The sequence below is a fragment of the Ruegeria sp. BF7 genome, assembly GCF_056538605.1.
In genome coordinates this window covers 1,143,666-1,160,276 of sequence record NZ_JBQFTM010000001.1, presented here as the reverse complement: position 1 = coordinate 1,160,276, position 16,611 = coordinate 1,143,666, and the positions used below count along the sequence as shown (strand labels likewise).

The 16,611-nt window shown below is 56.7% G+C and carries 17 protein-coding genes and 2 pseudogenes; 8 read left to right on the top strand and 11 right to left on the bottom strand.

What is annotated here, in order from left to right:
* The 3 genes and pseudogenes from ACR0IK_RS05820 to ACR0IK_RS05810 form a co-directional block, all read right to left on the bottom strand.
* A pseudogene (locus tag ACR0IK_RS05820) lies at positions 1–719 on the bottom strand (carbohydrate porin); the annotation flags it as partial.
* A complete protein-coding gene (locus tag ACR0IK_RS05815; protein WP_170798132.1) occupies positions 716–1,480 on the bottom strand; it encodes a DUF3299 domain-containing protein in 765 nt (254 codons plus the stop codon). The gene ACR0IK_RS05815 and the pseudogene ACR0IK_RS05820, both read right to left, overlap by 4 nt.
* 26 nt (positions 1,481–1,506) lie before the next feature.
* On the bottom strand, positions 1,507–2,904 hold the full coding sequence (locus ACR0IK_RS05810; protein WP_170337131.1) for an amidohydrolase family protein: 1,398 nt from the start codon (positions 2,902–2,904) through the stop codon (positions 1,507–1,509).
* Between the two features lie 132 nt (positions 2,905–3,036).
* Here ACR0IK_RS05810 and ACR0IK_RS05805 point away from each other — a divergent pair, with 132 nt between their 5' ends.
* Both ACR0IK_RS05805 and ACR0IK_RS05800 read left to right on the top strand, forming a co-directional pair.
* The gene (locus ACR0IK_RS05805; protein WP_170357373.1) at positions 3,037–4,044 is read left to right on the top strand and encodes a helix-turn-helix domain-containing protein; all 1,008 of its coding nucleotides are present in this window, start codon (positions 3,037–3,039) and stop codon (positions 4,042–4,044) included.
* A gap of 904 nt (positions 4,045–4,948) precedes the next feature.
* Positions 4,949–5,077 (top strand): annotated as a pseudogene (locus tag ACR0IK_RS05800) (IS3 family transposase); the annotation flags it as partial.
* 450 nt (positions 5,078–5,527) lie between these two features.
* On the opposite strand, the gene ACR0IK_RS05795 reads toward ACR0IK_RS05800, so the two are convergent.
* Positions 5,528–5,734, bottom strand: coding sequence for a cold-shock protein (locus tag ACR0IK_RS05795; RefSeq protein ID WP_008758035.1), 207 nt, complete (start codon positions 5,732–5,734; stop codon positions 5,528–5,530).
* 215 nt (positions 5,735–5,949) lie between these two features.
* On the opposite strand from ACR0IK_RS05795, the gene ACR0IK_RS05790 reads away from it, so the two are divergent.
* Complete coding sequence (locus ACR0IK_RS05790; RefSeq protein WP_480595564.1) at positions 5,950–6,267, top strand: arsenate reductase family protein; 318 nt, start codon at positions 5,950–5,952, stop codon at positions 6,265–6,267.
* Positions 6,268–6,308: 41 nt separating this feature from the next.
* Positions 6,309–6,677 (top strand): hypothetical protein, encoded by a 369-nt coding sequence (locus tag ACR0IK_RS05785; RefSeq protein WP_480595563.1) that lies wholly within the window; start codon positions 6,309–6,311, stop codon positions 6,675–6,677.
* 1 nt (position 6,678) lies between these two features.
* Here ACR0IK_RS05785 and ACR0IK_RS05780 read toward each other — a convergent pair whose 3' ends face one another.
* The 5 genes from ACR0IK_RS05780 to thrS all read right to left on the bottom strand — a co-directional run bounded on the left by ACR0IK_RS05780 (position 6,679) and on the right by thrS (position 11,358).
* Positions 6,679–7,206 (bottom strand): DoxX family protein, encoded by a 528-nt coding sequence (locus ACR0IK_RS05780; protein WP_480595562.1) that lies wholly within the window; start codon positions 7,204–7,206, stop codon positions 6,679–6,681.
* Complete coding sequence (locus ACR0IK_RS05775; protein WP_480640764.1) at positions 7,203–7,964, bottom strand: HvfC/BufC family peptide modification chaperone; 762 nt, start codon at positions 7,962–7,964, stop codon at positions 7,203–7,205. Before ACR0IK_RS05775 ends, ACR0IK_RS05780 begins: the two co-directional genes overlap by 4 nt.
* Complete coding sequence (bufB, locus tag ACR0IK_RS05770; RefSeq protein WP_480640763.1) at positions 7,961–8,818, bottom strand: MNIO family bufferin maturase; 858 nt, start codon at positions 8,816–8,818, stop codon at positions 7,961–7,963. The genes ACR0IK_RS05775 and bufB overlap by 4 nt, the downstream gene beginning before the upstream one ends.
* Before the next feature lie 71 nt (positions 8,819–8,889).
* On the bottom strand, positions 8,890–9,177 hold the full coding sequence (locus ACR0IK_RS05765) for a BufA1 family periplasmic bufferin-type metallophore (protein ID WP_170325388.1): 288 nt from the start codon (positions 9,175–9,177) through the stop codon (positions 8,890–8,892).
* Positions 9,178–9,399: 222 nt separating this feature from the next.
* The gene (thrS, locus tag ACR0IK_RS05760; RefSeq protein ID WP_480640762.1) at positions 9,400–11,358 is read right to left on the bottom strand and encodes a threonine--tRNA ligase; all 1,959 of its coding nucleotides are present in this window, start codon (positions 11,356–11,358) and stop codon (positions 9,400–9,402) included.
* 194 nt (positions 11,359–11,552) lie between these two features.
* On the opposite strand from thrS, the gene ACR0IK_RS05755 reads away from it, so the two are divergent.
* The 4 genes from ACR0IK_RS05755 to ACR0IK_RS05740 all read left to right on the top strand — a co-directional run bounded on the left by ACR0IK_RS05755 (position 11,553) and on the right by ACR0IK_RS05740 (position 14,731).
* Positions 11,553–12,302: an alpha/beta fold hydrolase gene (locus ACR0IK_RS05755; protein WP_480640761.1), complete on the top strand. Its 750-nt coding sequence runs from the start codon at positions 11,553–11,555 to the stop codon at positions 12,300–12,302.
* Positions 12,302–13,294, top strand: coding sequence for an alpha/beta hydrolase (locus ACR0IK_RS05750; RefSeq protein ID WP_480640760.1), 993 nt, complete (start codon positions 12,302–12,304; stop codon positions 13,292–13,294). Before ACR0IK_RS05755 ends, ACR0IK_RS05750 begins: the two co-directional genes overlap by 1 nt.
* A gap of 20 nt (positions 13,295–13,314) precedes the next feature.
* Positions 13,315–13,929: a hypothetical protein gene (locus ACR0IK_RS05745; protein ID WP_480595587.1), complete on the top strand. Its 615-nt coding sequence runs from the start codon at positions 13,315–13,317 to the stop codon at positions 13,927–13,929.
* Between the two features lie 85 nt (positions 13,930–14,014).
* Positions 14,015–14,731, top strand: coding sequence for an alpha/beta fold hydrolase (locus tag ACR0IK_RS05740; RefSeq protein ID WP_480595556.1), 717 nt, complete (start codon positions 14,015–14,017; stop codon positions 14,729–14,731).
* On the opposite strand, the gene ACR0IK_RS05735 is transcribed toward ACR0IK_RS05740, so the two are convergent.
* Complete coding sequence (locus ACR0IK_RS05735) at positions 14,722–15,306, bottom strand: DUF6151 family protein (RefSeq protein WP_480595555.1); 585 nt, start codon at positions 15,304–15,306, stop codon at positions 14,722–14,724. The genes ACR0IK_RS05740 and ACR0IK_RS05735 overlap by 10 nt on opposite strands.
* A 5-nt stretch (positions 15,307–15,311) precedes the next feature.
* Positions 15,312–16,583 carry a polyhydroxyalkanoate depolymerase gene (gene phaZ, locus ACR0IK_RS05730; protein ID WP_480595554.1) on the bottom strand — a complete coding sequence of 424 codons (1,272 nt, stop codon included), beginning with the start codon at positions 16,581–16,583 and terminating at the stop codon, positions 15,312–15,314.
* Between the last annotated feature and the right edge of the window lie 28 nt (positions 16,584–16,611).

Here is a 16,611-nt window from a genome sequence, read left to right as displayed (position 1 = left end):
CCGTCGCTAAACACATCAAAGTTTGGATCGGACGGGTCGGCGTTTGCGTCTGATACGCTGGCAACGGCGTAGAGGTTCTCGCTCAGCTTTACCCCACCGGCAATACCAAGGCCTTGGTTGGGCGTGTTGATTGTCGGGTTGGTATTGAAAGACAGGTTTTGAAAACCACTGTAGGGGCTTACCAACCCGTAGATATCCACAAAGTCCGTTACATCAATCTGGCCGACTTGCAGCGCCCACGACCCATTCTCAGCCCTTTGGGTCCAGAACAAATTGGTCAGAAGCAAACCGTTGTCATTGAAGGCTGTTCCCGTGATTGAAAGGGCTCCGCCATCCAGCCCGAGAAATTGCGGAGCAACGTCAGTATAACTGTGCCTGTCTTCGATCTTGAATGTCAGAGACCCCCGTTCAGTTGCCTGCCAACTGCCGTAGAACCGCGCAATTCCGCTGGCTGCTTCGCCGGTTCCCAGATCAGCATCCGTGGTTTGGCCCAATGCCAGGTAGTCAATGTTGAACCGAAAACCACCCTCAGCCAGTCGGTCTTTCCGCTGAAACCAACCCGGTGCGATGTTGCGTGGAAAATCGGAACGATATTGCGGATCGGTGAGCCCGTCTCCGGGCGCAAGATCGGCTTCGACTGAAGATGGCCCGGATAGTCCCTGAGCCGACGCTGCGCCAGCAAATGCAATGCTCAATGCGGCAACCAGAAGTCTTATCATTTTGACGCCTGTGCCCCACCGGTCTTGCGATTTCCTGCCGCGCGGATGCGATCAGCAGCACGCTGCTTCCATTCCAACCTGTCTGCCTCGGTTTCCAGAGTTTCGACACGTTCCGCCTCTAGCTGGAAAGTCGCATTCATAGGCATGAGGCCATCCACAACCATCATATTATGAACGGAAGGATCGATAGTCAGCGTGCCTGTCAGCCGAACGGGTTCGTGGAAATAGCTAGGCGCCCAGTCCCCGTTCAACCGCACACGGATCATCTGGTTAGGCGGAGGTGGAGGCATGTGGCTGCACATCCCTCTTTCTGGCACCAAATACGCCACAGGCCGGCCGTCCGGATCGCTCGGAGCAGGAATGGCAAAGCCCGCGAGTGTGATTGTTCGGCCGTCGAATTGCGGGTTTCCGCTCGTTCCAGCCTTTCTTCGACGTTCAGTCACAACCTCGCGCTGATCGAGTAACCAGTCGACGTCAATTCCGTCTGACACCAAGGCGTCTTCGGTCTCTGCTAAAAGCAATTGCCATTTCTGCCGTTCTTCGGCGCTGCCAACCTCCTGCTGCAACCTGCCGCGTATACGCACAACGAAAAGAACATCGTCGAACTGTTCAGGGCTGAGATCACGATAGGGGTCATCAAAGACCTGCGCAGACGGATCTAGCAGGTCTGCCCAGTCCAACGCGGTTCCAGGCGTCGCCGCAGCATCATAACCGCACAAAACCAACCCTGCGAATACTGCGGAGCAAAACCAATTTCGCATGAATGCTCTCCGGCTGCTTTATCTGGTCAATCCAGTGTGTTTTTGTAGATCACACCGTCCTTCATGATCAGGCGGATTGTTTCCGGGCTGTCCGGCCTCGGGTCCGCACCAAACCACTGATCACCCGTTCCGACGACAGAGAAGTCTTCGAGGGGGTTGCCGTCTATCAGCAGGATGTCGGCATAGGCACCTTCTTCGATCACACCCAGTTTGCCTTCCGGATAGGGGTTCATGAAATCACCGCTAAGTGCCGCGATCTCGCCACCTACCGAAGTTAGGGTTACCATCGACGCATAGGGGCCGAAGAAATGGTTATTCAGATGTTTCTCGTAGGCGATCTGGATGTTGCACGCTTCGACCGACCCGACGCAATCGGTTTGGAACCCTCGCGGCGCCGGGCATTCCTTCATGCTTGGAATATAGGCTTCGAAGGTCGCCGAGGCCGATTTGGCCTTCCTCAAACTGTTGGGGTTGTTTTTCACGGACGGAACATCAAGTAGGCCTGGATCAAATGCTGTGATGTTCGTCGTGATGTACGCTCCTTTTTCTTTCATCAAAGCAGAAATCTCGCAGTCAAAGTGAAATCCGTGTTCAATGGTTCTGACCCCTGCATTCAGGGCATTGATGATCGCTTCTTTGCGGTAGGAATGTGCCATGACATAGGTGCCGTACTCGTTGGCAACCTGAACAGCGGCCTCGATCTCTTCTTTCGAACCGGCGAGCAACTGCCATGGATCGAATGCCGAAATCACCCCACCTGATTGCATGAACTTCAATTGCGTGGCACCCATGCGCAGGTTGTTGCGGCCATACATGTAAATTTCGTCAACACCGTTGACCTGTTGGGCCATATTCAGAGTCCCAAAGTTGGTCACCCCACCCGGCGGAGATGTGAAGGATGCGAAATCGGCGTGACCACCACGTGTTCCGAGAAATGCCCCGGAAGGATAAAAGCGGGGGCCGACGATCTGGCCGGCGTCAATTGCGCGCCGCAGCCCGCCGCCAGCGCCCCCGGCATCGCGAACGGTCGTGAAGCCCTGCATCAGGTACATTTCGGCCATCCGGGTCCCGTGGATGGCGAAATCCTCCCAGGTCGAGTTGGTTTCCATCTCGGCAATCGATGGCCCCATGAGCATCAGGTGCGCGTGATTCTCTATAAAGCCCGGTGTCAGAGTGCGCCCACCGCCGTCGATAACCGTCGCGCTCGGCGCATCAATGGCATCGGTTGAGACGGACTTGATCAGATTGCCCTCGACCAGAACACTGGCATTTTCAATGCGTTGCTCATTCACACCGTCGAAGACATGCACGTTGGTAAACAGCGTTTGGGGTTCTTCTTGATCCTGAGCCTGCGCGGTCGCCGAAAAAGAAAGAACTGCCGCGACAATTGCCGTCGAGCAAAGAGACATTCGTAAGCCGGACATAAGTACTCCCTTCATATTCATGTTTTGCCAACTATAGTCTGGAATTCATTGGCTCGGTTGCCCCTTTTGAATTAGGATGTACGAATGTGACTGCAAAAATGGCCACTTCTTAAAGCTAATCCAACAAGGGTTATGAGCTTGCCTTTCAACTCCACCTCCCGAGAGCATAGCGAGGGCTTTGTTCGCCTCTCTTTAGCCGCTCCCTTTCTGCAATATCTCACCGAACGTAAGATCAATCCGCAACCAGCATTGGATCAGGTCGGCTTGAAAGCTGAACTGATGACTAACCCATCCGTGTTCGTTCACTCCGAGTTGGTTTACGGCTTGGTAAATGCTTTCTCAGAAGTATCAGGGGATCGATACCTAGGACTGAATGTAGGGGAAGCGTTTGACCTACAAGGATGGCCGCCCTTCGCTCAAGCCTTGCAATCTACAAAAACGCTGTTCGAGTTTTTTACCCGCTTTGTTGAGCTCGTGCCGCAGGAGTCCAATTCTGTGCGGCACAGCCTTGTCATTGAAGCAGACAAAGCGACTTATCGTATCGAGAGGCAACAGGAACCAACCGTCCCACCCATTCAGGTGACCGGTTTTGGTGCCGCAATCTATGTACGCCTATTGCAGACCGTCGTCGGAGAGTCCTGGGACTCTTCCCGTGTGCGATGGGAAAGCAGATACATCAATGGGCTGCCTATCGACTACAAAGGGATCGAGGTTGGCCTTGGGACTGATCCCGGAATGCAAATTAGTTTTCCTGTGGAATGGTTGTTTTTGCACCACGTCTCTGAGGGTTCTGCCAAGCCCATAGCATCACTTCGACAAGATGAAGAAGTAACCGTGGTGGCAGCTTTGCGATCTGTCTTACGCGACAAACTGGATGAAACCGATTTGGGACCAGAGATGGTGGCTGGAATGCTGGGAATACAACCGGAACGGTTTCTGAAAGCGCTTCAAAAACAAGGCACAACGCTACCGCGCGAAATCAAACGGCTGCGTATCGATGTCGCCAAGGAGCACCTCAAACAAAACCAGATGACAATTGCAGAGATCGGACTGATGCTCGGCTATTCTGACAAGTCCCATTTCACTCGCTTTTTCCGAGGTCAGACCGGAATGACACCGACCAAGTTCCGAAGCAAGTAAATGTGGTCGAGCCAAATGAACGCTTCGAAGATTAGGTCCTCGTGGGATCAGTTCGGAGAAGTTGTAGTGCGACGTTGAACAGGTTAGTCGACGACATGAATGGTTGGTTGCCACCGCCGATACAACCTCTGCAACTGGCCGTTTCGTTGTGTATTTCGGAGTTAGCAAAGCTTGGTTGCGAAGGTCCGCTTCGGGCTGACTGCGGCCTATCGCAAAATTTCAAAAACCGGCGACACTTACCCTTGTTAGAACTGACTTGGGGCGAGTTCTCCTCACTCATCCGCGCTCATGCTTTTTCGCTTTAGCCCATCTTCTGAGGCGAACTGAGCTGCTTTGACGAGGAGAAAGGCCACCGTAATGACGTCTACCTCGCAACGTTTCTCGAATTCTTCGGTCGTCTTATTGGGCCTTTCTTCCGACATTCCCATCTGTATCTGACGCTTTCGGGCAATTGGCTAACTTTGCATAATAATTCGTCGCTCTAGGAAAGCCAGTTCTCGGGCGTGCGAGCGCTTCTTCAGGAGAGGCTCTATTTCCGTCCTCCAGCGCAAGTGATTTGCAATGGTGTAGAAGGACGGGAGACCGGCTCTGATACTTCTCATTGTTCGTTTGGTTGGGTGTCATTTGACAATCCATCCTGCTCATCGTCAGACGTTGTTTCATTTTCCCGAATTGCCATCTCTGCGATTTTTCGAACCAGATACCAAACGCTACTTCGGCGCATGTGACCCTTAATCCAACCGGTGACATCCTTGGCCGGGATATCGAGATGCGGTGCTTCGTCTTCGAATACTCTGACCTTGTCGTCGGAGATATCCTGGTCTTCCCCCAGTGAAGTGGTCCTCCACTATGTTTAGGAAAACGGAGGGATCACATGGCCGACAAGTGACCCAAGCCAGAGGAAATTGTCACGAAGTTACGACAGGTTGAGGTCCTTACTGGGCAAGGTATGCCGCGTCTGGATGCGATCCGGCAAATTGGTGTGACTGAACAAACCTATTACCGCTGGAAGAAGAAATACGGTGGTATCCGCGAAGGCTGACCGCCCATATCGCTTGTTTAAACGAGGCGTCATGAAGCTGTAAGACTCAATTCATGACGGTTTCTACCGTGATCCGAACCATTTGCCTGTGCCTTGTGCTTGCACTCAAAGCACAGGCCAAGTCCTTGATTGCCGAGGTGATTTGCTAGCCCGCCGCCCGGATACACGAAAAACTTGAACGTCAGTTCGGTTGGGAACGCGCGGCGACCGGCACTCGCGGGCCTGAACAATTGATGGAGGTCCGGACCAGAAACCCGGTGACTGGACCATGTTGGTCACCTATGTCACCGGGACATCTTGCTTCGTGGCGATGGAACAAGACTGGTAACTCATGCCAAAGTCGACCCGGCGCGAGGCTAAGGTTCTCTAACCTTTGAAGATTGGCCAACGGCCGGTAATTGGCCGTTGGCCTGTTTTGATAACCCGCAGAATGCGGTTGTTTTACAGTGGCTTCAAATCAGCTGCCATTTGGCGGCCGTCGCGTCCGTCTTGCAGCTCGTACGAGACTTTCTGATTGTCAGCGAGCCCGGTCAGACCGGACCGTTCAACGGCCGAGATATGAACAAATACGTCCTTGCCGCCTTCATCGGGGGCAATAAACCCGTAGCCTTTCGTGGTATTAAACCATTTCACGGTGCCAGTTGGCATTTCCCGTGTCTCCTTCTACTTTCACGTTGTCCCACAAAATTGGTGGGGTAGTGGTTGACGCCGCCGCAACACATCACCGCATCGCCCACACGATACAGCCCGAATTGCGTGTTTCGTCTTTTTCAACATTGCACGGTGAAGTAAAAAATCAAGAATTACCGAAACGATCAGGCGAAATTGCCGAGAATTGAACCAGATACAGGAGAACTCCGCAGATGCGCCTCTATGGCCTGAAGACCTGTGATACGTGCCGCAAGGCATTGAAATCACTTCCAGATGCTGAATTTGTCGACGTTCGGGCCGAGGGTGTGCCGGATTCGGTGCTTGCGCGGGCTTTTGACGCCTTCGGCGAGGCTTTGCTCAACACTCGCTCTACAACCTGGCGGGGATTGGGTGATGCGGATCGCGCGCGGCCTCCGCTAGACCTGCTGGCCGATCACCCGACTTTGATGAAGCGTCCCCTGGTCGAGCGGAACGGCACGCTGTATCTGGGTTGGACGGCTGAAACGAAGGCAGGGCTTGGCGTTGCGTGAACGGGTAACTATGTGAATTGACGTAAGTTAGAGGGTTTTAAATGCGCAACGCAGCTATGATTCTAGGCGTCATTGCCGGTCTGATCGGTATGATTGTGGGCTTTTTTGGCTATGGCCGTATCGAACTGATCGAGCACATCGGAGAGATCGACGGACTACTGGAGCAGTCGAAAAACCCGGGGTTTATTCAGGCTGTGTCGATCTTGGCGCCTCTTCTGGCCATCGCAGGTGGTGCGATGGCTCATGCACGAGCCTTGGTCGGAGGCGTGTTGTTGTTGGTTTCGGCAACGGGGATGTATTACGCCTTTGGTTTCAACGTTTTCACAATGTTCCCGGTGGCGTTTGCGGCCGTGGCGGGCTTCCTTGGGCTGGCCGCAGGTAAACCGGACGAGCCCAAGGCACATTTCTAAATCACTTGATCCGCAGGACGCGGTCTAGCGACAGTGGGCCTGCGCCGTTGATCACGATCACCAGCAGTAGGAATGTCCACAGTGTCCGATCGTCCAGCAAGCTCACGGCGTTGGTAAAGTAGCTGCCCAGTTCGGTGCCATGCCCGTTGACGTCCACGATGGTCTGAACCCAGACAAACGTGACCATGCCCAAGGCTGCGAACCGCGACAGCAGACCAATCACGATCAGAGCGGGCAGCAGGAATTCGGCCCATGTTCCTGCGACCGCTATGGCCCAGTGACCAATACCCAGTTGCGAGCTGTCATAACCGACAGCTTCCATTGCCTTGGGGAAGATCTGTACGTAGGCACCGTCCGACGGGGACAGGAAGCCAAAGAAGCCGCTGCCCAATTTGGTTTTCGCCGAATTCCAGTAGTACACCAGCAATGTTGCTGCAAAGACCAGCCGGGCCAGGGTTGGTGTCAACCAGCCGGCGGTCATTTCCAACCGTCCCAGGGTGTTGTTGTGCAATGAGATCAGGGCAGTCATGTTGCCAGCCTTTCGATAGTCACAGAGGTTATTGCGCCGCCCTGCAAAAGCAGCGCCAGAGTGGCCCCAAGGTCAAAATCGGGGAATTTGGCCGCCGTTTCTTCAAACGCGTCGCCAATTGTTTGCCCGGCCTGAAGTCCCGCAATCCAATATGCACCGCCCGTCGGCAGCAGGTGTGGCGCCGGATCATAGTCGGGCCGAGTGATCAGAACGGACTCGGGGCCGGGTTCGGGTTTGGGCGCGGTCTCTTCAGTGTTGAAGTGCCAGATCGAGAAGACCGGCCAGTTCGAGTTCAGAACCTGCATCGACGGGGCAAAACCCAGCCGTGCCCGCATGATATCTTCCGGCGGCACGGCCAACGCATCTTCCGGGGCGGGTGTGCTGTCCGCCGCATGGTATGACCGCCGCAATGCCAGTTCCAAACGCGCCACGTCGGGCAGGTAGCCCAGATGGGAAAGCTGTTCCATTCCGGTCAGGAAGTCCGGAAACGCCTCGCCATAGAACATCATTAGGGGCGAAGAGGGAGGATGCTTGCGCAGAAATATTCCCGACAGACCATCCATGTTCTGCGTTCCCAAAAGCTTGGTGATCACCGGAAAGGCCTGATGCATCGCCTCTGTCAGCGACACAGCCACGTTGTTCCGGTAGACGCTGAACCGGCGTCCGGCGGGTTGAGTGGCGGCGTCCAGCAGCCCTTCGGGTATGGCTGCCGACGGGTCCAGCAGCGCGGTATGGAAGGTTGTTTGCGAAACACTCATGCCGGGATGCGGTCCAATGCCGCCTGCGCGCGGTCTGCCTCGGCCCGCAGAATGGGCCAGTCGGGGACGTCCGTGTCCCATTCGATCAGCACCGGTTTCGGGCCCGAGCGTTCCAGTACGTAATCCAGTAAGGCCCAGACCGGATCGACCACTTCGCGCCCGTGGCTATCGATCAATAACGGGTGGCCGTGGTCGTCTTCATCCTCATCATGCCCGCCAAGGTGAATCTCGCCAACCTTGTCCAGCGGATAGGCTTCGATATAGCCTTGCGGTGAGAAATCCAGATTGGTGGCCGAGACAAAGACGTTGTTCACATCAAGCAATAGACCGCAGCCCGTGCGACGCGCGATCTCGCGCAGAAAGTCCGGTTCGGACCATGTGCTTTCCTCAAACGCCAGATAGCTGGAGGGGTTTTCCAGCAGCATCTGCCGCCCCACGGTTTCCTGAACTTGATCGATATGGTCGCAAACGCGCTCCAGTGTTTCATCAGTATAGGGCAGGGGCAGCAGGTCATTCAGGAAATGGCTGTCATGGGTGGACCAGGCCAAATGCTCGGAAAAACTGGCGGGGTTCAGCCAGCCGACAAGGTGTTTCAGGCGCGCAAGATGGTCAGGGTCCAAGGGTCCTTCGCCACCGATTGACAGGCCGACACCATGGACGGAAATTGGGAACTGCTCTGACAGGTGCCGCAGCTGTGCAATTGGGCGACCGCCATCGCCCATGTAATTTTCGGCATGAATCTCAAGCCAGGCGACGGGGTTTGCGTGATCCAGAATCTGCGCAAAGTGCTGTGGTTTATAGCCAACGCCCGGAGCGGCCGGCAGCCTGTTTGGTCTGGTCGAATTGTCCAACATGTGCGCGCCCTCCAATCACGAAAAAGAGGCGGACGATATGGCCCGCCCCTTCGGTTCTCGAAAGCTTGGGCTTATGCCGGCAGGTCGCGGTCCAGCGGTTCCAGCGAACCCTTGCGGTTGTCCGGCAGTTCGATATCGGCGCAAGTGCCCGCGTCGACCAGAGTCCAGGCGTTGCCCTGATAATCCACTGTTGAGGTGCCCGCGCAGGTGGTGCCGGGGCCAGCTGCGCAGTCGTTCTGACCGGCCAGCGATACGCCATAGCATTTCTCTTTGGCTTGTGCGGTGGCAGTAGTGGCGGCGCCCGAAACGGCGGCTGCGACTGCGCTTGCGATAACCAGTGTTTTTGCGGTGTTCGACATCTCGGTAATCCCTTTTGATGACTGCGTATGTCTGCTTGTGACAATGACAAAGGTAGTGCTTGCGAGGCTGCAGTTGAATTCACGAGCCCGTGTCTCACAACCCCGTCAGGACATGACATGCCCCCTTGAAGGTTAACAAACTGTTTTTGAAATGAAAAATGGTAAATGTTTCAATCCGGCCCCAAATCCGGGGCCGGATTTCCGGCAATTTGATGCCGAATGTTACAGCAAGTCGGGCGGGGTTGCCGCCTGGGAAAGCTCATTTGTTACAACGTCAAGCGGTTGAACCTGCGTCTGTTTTTCGCCCAAACGGCGGACACTGACGGTGCGCTCCTCAACTTCACGGTGGCCAACGGCCAGAATGACCGGCACTTTGCCGACCGAGTGCTCGCGGACCTTGTAGTTGATCTTTTCGTTGCGGATATCCGCCTCGGCGCGCACGCCAGCGGCCTTGAGTGTTTCGACCACTTCCAGCACATAGTCATCGGCCTCTGAGGTGATCGAGGCCACAACGACCTGACGCGGAGCCAGCCAGAAAGGTAATTTACCGGCGTGTTCTTCAATCAGGATGCCGATAAAGCGTTCGAAAGAACCCAGCGTCGCCCGGTGCAGCATGAACGGACGGTGCTTGGCGCCATCTGCGCCGATAAAGCTGGCGTCCAGACGTTCGGGCAGGTTGGGGTCAACTTGCAATGTTCCGCACTGCCACGTCCGACCGATCGCGTCGGTCAGAGTGAATTCCAGCTTGGGCCCGTAGAACGCGCCTTCGCCTTCAAGGACCTCATAGTCATAACCGGCTGCCTTACAGGCATCACCCAGCGCCTTTTCGACCAGATCCCAGCTTTCATCCGATCCGATCCGCTTTTCCGGGCGGGTGGACAGTTTGATCGTCCAGTCGTGGAAGCCCAGATCTGCATAAACCTTGGACAGGAAAGCGATGAACTTGGCGGTCTCGGTTTCAATCTGATCCTCGGCGCAGAAGATGTGCCCATCATCCTGCGTAAACCCGCGCACACGCATGATCCCGTGCAACGCCCCCGACGGTTCGTACCGCGCGCAGGATCCGAACTCGGCCATGCGCAAAGGCAGGTCGCGATAGGATTTCAGACCCTGATTGAACACCTGCACGTGGCAGGGGCAATTCATTGGTTTAAGTGCGTTGATCGCCTTTTCGCGGGCGTGTTCCTCGTCGACTTCGACGATGAACATGTTTTCCTGATACTTGTCCCAGTGGCCCGATGCTTCCCACAGCTTGCGGTCAACGACCTGAGGGGTGTTCACCTCGACATAGCCGTCGCGCTCTTGCATCCGCCGCATGTAGTCCTGCAGCGTGGTGTAGATTCGCCAGCCGTTCGGATGCCAGAAGATCTGGCCGGGGGCCTCTTCCTGCATGTGGAAAAGGTTCATCTCGCGACCCAGCTTGCGGTGGTCGCGCTTTGCGGCCTCTTCCAACATATGCAGGTGAGCTTTGAGCTTTTCTTTACCGGTAAAAGCGACGCCATAGATACGCTGCAGCATCGCGCGGTCGCTGTCGCCACGCCAATAGGCGCCAGCGATGGACATCAGTTTGAAAGCGTCGCCAGGCAATTGGCCGGTGTGCTGCAGGTGCGGACCACGGCACAGGTCTTGCCAGTGGCCGTGCCAATACATGCGAAGTGGCTCGTCACCCGGAATGGACTCGATCAACTCGACCTTATAGGGTTCGTTATTGGCCTTGTAGAACTCGATCGCGCGCTGACGATCCCAAACCTCGGTGGTGACTGGGTCGCGCTTGTTGATGATCTCTTTCATCTTTTTCTCGATGAGGCCGAGATCTTCGGGCGTGAACGGTTCCTCGCGGTCAAAGTCGTAGTACCAACCGTTCTCGATGACCGGGCCGATGGTGACCTTGGTGGCTGGCCAAATCTCCTGAACGGCACGGGCCATGACATGGGCCAGATCGTGGCGGATCAGCTCATTAGCCTGTGCTTCATCCTTCATGGTGTGGATGGCGATATCGGCATCGGCGTCGATGGGCCACTGCAGGTCCCAGTGCTGACCGTTCACCGTTGCCGAGATGGCCTTTTTCGCCAGCGATGTCGAGATATCGGCAGCCACCTGCGCTGGCGTGACGCCTGCGTCAAAGGAACGTGCATTGCCATCGGGAAAAGTCAGAGAGACGGATTTTGAATCCAGGGCCATATCGGCTCTCCTCGTCGGTTCGGCGCCCACTGAACGCCCGGTTGCGGGTTATATGTGTTGGGCTGATTTGGCAGGTGCAGCATAACCTGTCAAGAGCGGAAGGGGCGGGTACTAACGCAGCGGGACATCTGAATTCGGGAATTGCGACCACTGGGCTGCCGTGCATGATGTCACTCAAAGAGGAAGAGGGATTTATGGCAGCGACGGATTTTCTGGAAACACCGCAGGGGCGGCGATTGGCCTATCACAAGAGCGAAGGCACTGGTCCGACCATCGTTTTCCTGGGTGGTCTCAAGTCGGATATGGAAGGCACCAAGGCCGTACATCTTGAGGCTTGGGCGCAGGCACGGGGACAAGCATTCTTGCGCTTCGATTATTCCGGTCACGGCGAAAGCTCAGGGACGTTTGAAGAAGGCAGTATCGGTGACTGGCATCAGGACACGGTGGCGGCCGTTTCCGAACTGACCGAGGGACCGCTGATTCCAGTCGGATCCTCAATGGGCGGGTGGCAGGCGCTGTTACTGGCCAAGGCGATGCCCGCGAGGATTGCGGGAATGGTGACTGTTGCAGCCGCGCCGGACTTTACCGAAGACGGCTATTGGGCGTCGTTCAGTGACGCGCAAAAGGCGGCTCTGGATACCGTCGGTCATGTGGAGCTGCCCTCGGACTATATGGAGCCCTACATCATCACCAAGCGGTTGATCGAGGACGGTCGGCAGCAACTGGTTTTGCGGGACGCGCTGGAGCTGCCATTCCCGGTCCGGTTCCTACAAGGCACGGCAGATACAGCAGTAACCACCGAAACGGCCGTGCGTTTGCTGAACCACGCCAGCGGGGAAGACATGCGCCTGTTGCTGGTCAAGGATGCCGACCATCGCTTTTCAGACGGTCCTTGTCTTGGGTTGATCGAAAACGCGGTGCTTGAGGTGATGAGGAGTACCTGATGCAGCGTTTGGGATGGATAATTGGCCGTCTGCTGCTGGGGCTGATTGTCCTCGGCGGGTTGATCTACTGGTTCGGACCGCGCGAGGAAGTTGATCTGCACCCGCGCTTTGATCCGCGCAAATTCGGGGAGGGGGTTCAGGTTTATTTCGAAAGCACCGAGTCCAGTTTTGACGACATCGTTCCGGGTGTTGAAAAACGGGTGGTCTGGCAGGACGGTTTCAAAGAACAACGTACGCCGATCTCGGTCCTTTATGTGCACGGCTTTTCGGCTTCGTCCGAGGAAATTCGGCCCGTGCCTGACTTGGTGGCCGATGCTCTGGGGGCCAATCTGGTTTACACCCGGTTGCAGGGTCACGGACGGGATGGTGCTGCGATGGCCGGGGCAACGGCGTCAGGTTGGATGCAGGACATGGCCGAAGGGCTGGCCGCGGCGCGGGCCGTTGGGGACAAGGTTGTGGTCATGTCCACCTCGACCGGCGGCACGCTGGCTGCAGCCGCCGCCTTGGATCCGGAGCTCAGCCAGGACGTTGCGGCGATGATTTTTGTTTCGCCAAATTTCGGAGTGAACACGCCCGGCGCGTGGCTTCCCGGTTTGCCATGGGCGCGCGACTGGTTGCCGTTAGTGATGGGAGAGGAACGTGATGTCTACAGCCCGGACCCCGAAAAGAACACCTATTGGACGTCGGTCTACCCATGGGAGGCCGTGGTGCCGATGACCGTGCTGGTTGAAACCGTCTATGCGCTGGACTTTTCCGGCGCACAGGTGCCAGCGTTGTTCTGGTTCTCGGATGACGATCAAGTGGTGCGACCGGATCGGACGCACAAGGTGGCTGACAGCTGGGGCGGATCCTCGACGGTCAATATTGTGACGATGGGGCCGGGGGACGATCCCGCGTCGCATGTGATTGCCGGGCGGTTGATGTCACCGGGACAGACAGACGCTACTGTGACGGGCATTCTGGACTGGCTCAAAGGGATAGGTGTGGAGTAGCGATGCGCAAGCCGGGCAGCATGTGGAGCCTTGAAACGCTTGGCCGCGTGCGCCTGTCCCGGCATTTCTTCATGCGGGATTTCCTGTATTCCGAGATCGGGAATTTTCATGAAAAACAGAACCTTCCCGACAATCCCGATCTGGCCATCGAAACCGGCCGCGCGTTTTGCCGGACCCTGCTGGACCCGCTTGAGGAAACCTTTGGGCGCGTTGCGGTCCGGTCAGGGTATCGCTCGCCCTCGCTGAACCGGTTCGGGAATGAGAACCGTCTGAACTGCGCCCGGAACGACAACCCTCTGGAATGCCATATATGGGATCGGGGGGAGGGCGATGCTCGGATTGCAGGCGCCTCGATCGTTACTCCGTGGTTTGCCGATCAGTTTGAGGCCGGGCGAGATTGGCGGGATCTGGCGTGGTGGATGCACGACCATTTGGACTACTCTGAAATCTGGTTCTTCCCCAAGCTCTGCGCGTTCAATCTGGTTTGGAGGCCCAACCCTCTCCGCCGCATCGACAGCTATATCGTGCCGCGCGGCTGTTTGCTGCGCCCGGGAGCCGAGCCGGATGAGGATTTGCGGACGCGTCGTCAGAGATACGCGGATTTTCCAACGTTCCGGGGCATAAATTACCCCTGAAGTTTAACTTGCCCGAAGCAACAAAACGTCTCATCCTGTTAGCAATGAGTACAGGCCGAAAAGGTCGAATAATACGAGGCCCCGCGTGATCGAGCCGCTGGTTTTATTGCCCGAAATGATGTGCGACGCACGGATTTTTGAACATCAGGTCAATTGTCTGTCGCGCCAGCGCGCTGTGATGGTCGCGCCGGTTTCACTGGGGGAACGAATAGAAGAGATCGCCTCGACCCTGCTGGATCAGTTGCCGCATCGCTTTGCGTTGGGCGGGCTGGGGATGGGTGGTGTGGTGGCGCTTGAGCTTATTCGCCGCGCGCCGGACCGGGTGTCGCGCCTGTGCCTGATGGCGGTGGATGCTCAGGCCGATACACCTCAACTGGCAGCCGCGCGCGAGGAACTTCTCGTCGGGGCTAAGGCGGGGCGGCTCGAGGACGTGATGCGGCGGATCATTGGGTCAGACACGCTGGCCCCCGGGCCAATGCGCATTCCCATTCTGAACGGGCTGATTGAAATGGCGCTGGATATGGGGCCTGCGGTGTTCGAGCGTCAGATCCGTGCCTTACAGCGGCGCCCGGATCAGCAGGGCGAACTGCGACGCATCACGGTGCCGACACTGGTACTTTGCGGCGCGCATGACACGCTGACACCGCAGCGAAAACACGCATTCATGGCGGACCTGATCCCCGACGCTGAGCTGAAAGTCATCGAGGGGGCTGGGCATCTGCCGACGCTGGAAGCGCCCCATGTTGTGAATGACTCTATGGCCCAATGGTTGAGAGCGCCCGCGCGGGCGGCCTATGTGTAATACTTCGCGCGCTCAGCCTTGCTGAGGATCGTTGGGGTTGCCACGGGTTCACCCTTGTCGATGTCGAAGAACGGTGTGTTTCTCCAACTGCCCGACACCCAGGATTTCGTCAGGCGTGTCAGTAGTCCAACCACCGCATAGCGCATTTTTTCTTGTGACTGCTTGCCGTCCGGCTGCGGAACAAAGCCACGAGTGGTGATCGGGCCAAGCGCGCCGGGATCGGCGATGCGTTTGACGATGAATCCGGCGAAGGGGACCTTGGCAGTTCGCGACGTCGTCGCAATAGGGGCATTGCAGCAATCCGCGTACCATCGCAGCATCCCCTTGGGGCTGAGCTGCATTAGCGCAAGATATTCTGCGCCATTGTCGATGCGGATTTCTTCGGGGCTCATTTGCAGAATATCGACGGGGCCGGGGGCCGGATCGGGTTGCCCGAAATACAGCTGAGCTGCACGGCAGTCATGGCAGTAGCACACAACATGGGTGCCGGTTCGAACACCGGCAGCCGTGATATGCCCACTCAGGGTGCCGCAAGTACAGGAGAAGGGCGTCGTCTCTGCCGCTCTCCTGCGCATGGGGGTCAGGCGACCTTGTTGCTGTTGGCGGCGCGGCGCGAAGACTTGCGGGAATTCGTATTCATGAAGTCGATCACCAGCGGTCGGATATTGTCGCGCCAGCTGCGCCCGGCAAAGATGCCATAGTGACCGGCGCCGGGTTCAACATGGCTGGCCTTTTTCGAATCCGGCAAACCGGTGCACAAGCCCAGTGCCGCGATGCACTGGCCCGGGGCCGAGATGTCATCATTGGCGCCTTCGACCGTTTTGACTGCAACATCGGTAATCTTGCCGATATCGACCTTGTGGCCGGCAACCACAAATTCATTCTTCGCGATCTCACGGTTCTTGAAGATACGCTCCACCGTAGACAGATAAAACTCGGCGGTCATATCCATGACGGCCAAATATTCGTCGTAGAACCTGTTATGGGCATCGTGATCCGAGGCCTCGTTGCGCATCACGCGCTGGATCTGGTCCGAGAACGCCTTGGAGTGGCGATCCGCGTTCATCGACATGAAAGACGCCAGTTGCAACAGGCCGGGATAGACCATGCGGCCAACACCCTTGTATTTGAAACCAACGCGCTGGATCATGGTTTCTTCCAACTGGCCCATGGTGACGCGGCGGCCAAAGTCGGTCACGTCTGTGGGGGTAGCGTCAGGATCGACCGGGCCACCGATCAGGGTCAGGGTGCTGGGCTGCGCCTTGGGCTCGAGCTCGGCCAGATAGGCGGTCGCGGCCAATGTCAGCGGAACCGGCTGGCAGACGGCCACAACATGGGTGTCCGGGCCAAGTTCTTTCATAAAATCGACAAGGTATAGAGTGTAATCCTCAACATCGAACTTGCCTTCGGACACAGGGATGTCGCGCGCGTTATGCCAGTCGGTTATGTAAACCTCGCAGTTGACCAGCAGGCTTTTCACAGTCGACCGCAGCAGCGTTGCATAATGGCCCGACATCGGCGCAACCAGCAGAACCTTGCGGGGCTGTTCTTCGCGACCGTTCACCCGGAAATGGACAAGATCACCAAAGGGGCGTTCAACGACAGTGGTGACGTCGACCAGGTGATCCTTGCCGTCTTCGCAGGTGAATGTGCGAATGCCCCAATCGGGTTTTGCGACCATGCGTTGGAATGTCCGCTCGGTCACCTCACCCCAGGCAGCCATCATGCTAAATGCGGGGTTGGGCACCATGGAGAACATAGGATAAGATGCAATGGCGCTGGCAGTTGCGCCCATCCATTGGTTGGTGTTGCGCATCGTTTCCATCAAGTCGTATGTCATCATGTAGCGCATGAAAAAGGGGCCTCCTGCGTGTCAGCCT

Excerpts from the sequence above, each read along its gene's own strand:
- ACR0IK_RS05790 (WP_480595564.1), top strand. The coding sequence starts at position 5,950 with ATGCGCCTCTATGGCCTGAAGACCTGTGATACGTGCCGCAAGGCATTG.
- ACR0IK_RS05775 (WP_480640764.1), bottom strand. The coding sequence starts at position 7,964 with ATGAGTGTTTCGCAAACAACCTTCCATACCGCGCTGCTGGACCCGTCG.
- ACR0IK_RS05780 (WP_480595562.1), bottom strand. The coding sequence starts at position 7,206 with ATGACTGCCCTGATCTCATTGCACAACAACACCCTGGGACGGTTGGAA.
- ACR0IK_RS05765 (WP_170325388.1), bottom strand. The coding sequence starts at position 9,177 with ATGTCGAACACCGCAAAAACACTGGTTATCGCAAGCGCAGTCGCAGCC.
- ACR0IK_RS05805 (WP_170357373.1), top strand. The coding sequence starts at position 3,037 with ATGAGCTTGCCTTTCAACTCCACCTCCCGAGAGCATAGCGAGGGCTTT.
- ACR0IK_RS05795 (WP_008758035.1), bottom strand. The coding sequence starts at position 5,734 with ATGCCAACTGGCACCGTGAAATGGTTTAATACCACGAAAGGCTACGGG.
- ACR0IK_RS05735 (WP_480595555.1), bottom strand. The coding sequence starts at position 15,306 with ATGCGCAGGAGAGCGGCAGAGACGACGCCCTTCTCCTGTACTTGCGGC.
- ACR0IK_RS05810 (WP_170337131.1), bottom strand. The coding sequence starts at position 2,904 with ATGTCCGGCTTACGAATGTCTCTTTGCTCGACGGCAATTGTCGCGGCA.
- phaZ (WP_480595554.1), bottom strand. The coding sequence starts at position 16,583 with ATGCGCTACATGATGACATACGACTTGATGGAAACGATGCGCAACACC.
- ACR0IK_RS05750 (WP_480640760.1), top strand. The coding sequence starts at position 12,302 with ATGCAGCGTTTGGGATGGATAATTGGCCGTCTGCTGCTGGGGCTGATT.
- ACR0IK_RS05815 (WP_170798132.1), bottom strand. The coding sequence starts at position 1,480 with ATGCGAAATTGGTTTTGCTCCGCAGTATTCGCAGGGTTGGTTTTGTGC.
- ACR0IK_RS05785 (WP_480595563.1), top strand. The coding sequence starts at position 6,309 with ATGCGCAACGCAGCTATGATTCTAGGCGTCATTGCCGGTCTGATCGGT.
- thrS (WP_480640762.1), bottom strand. The coding sequence starts at position 11,358 with ATGGCCCTGGATTCAAAATCCGTCTCTCTGACTTTTCCCGATGGCAAT.
- bufB (WP_480640763.1), bottom strand. The coding sequence starts at position 8,818 with ATGTTGGACAATTCGACCAGACCAAACAGGCTGCCGGCCGCTCCGGGC.
- ACR0IK_RS05745 (WP_480595587.1), top strand. The coding sequence starts at position 13,315 with ATGTGGAGCCTTGAAACGCTTGGCCGCGTGCGCCTGTCCCGGCATTTC.
- ACR0IK_RS05755 (WP_480640761.1), top strand. The coding sequence starts at position 11,553 with ATGGCAGCGACGGATTTTCTGGAAACACCGCAGGGGCGGCGATTGGCC.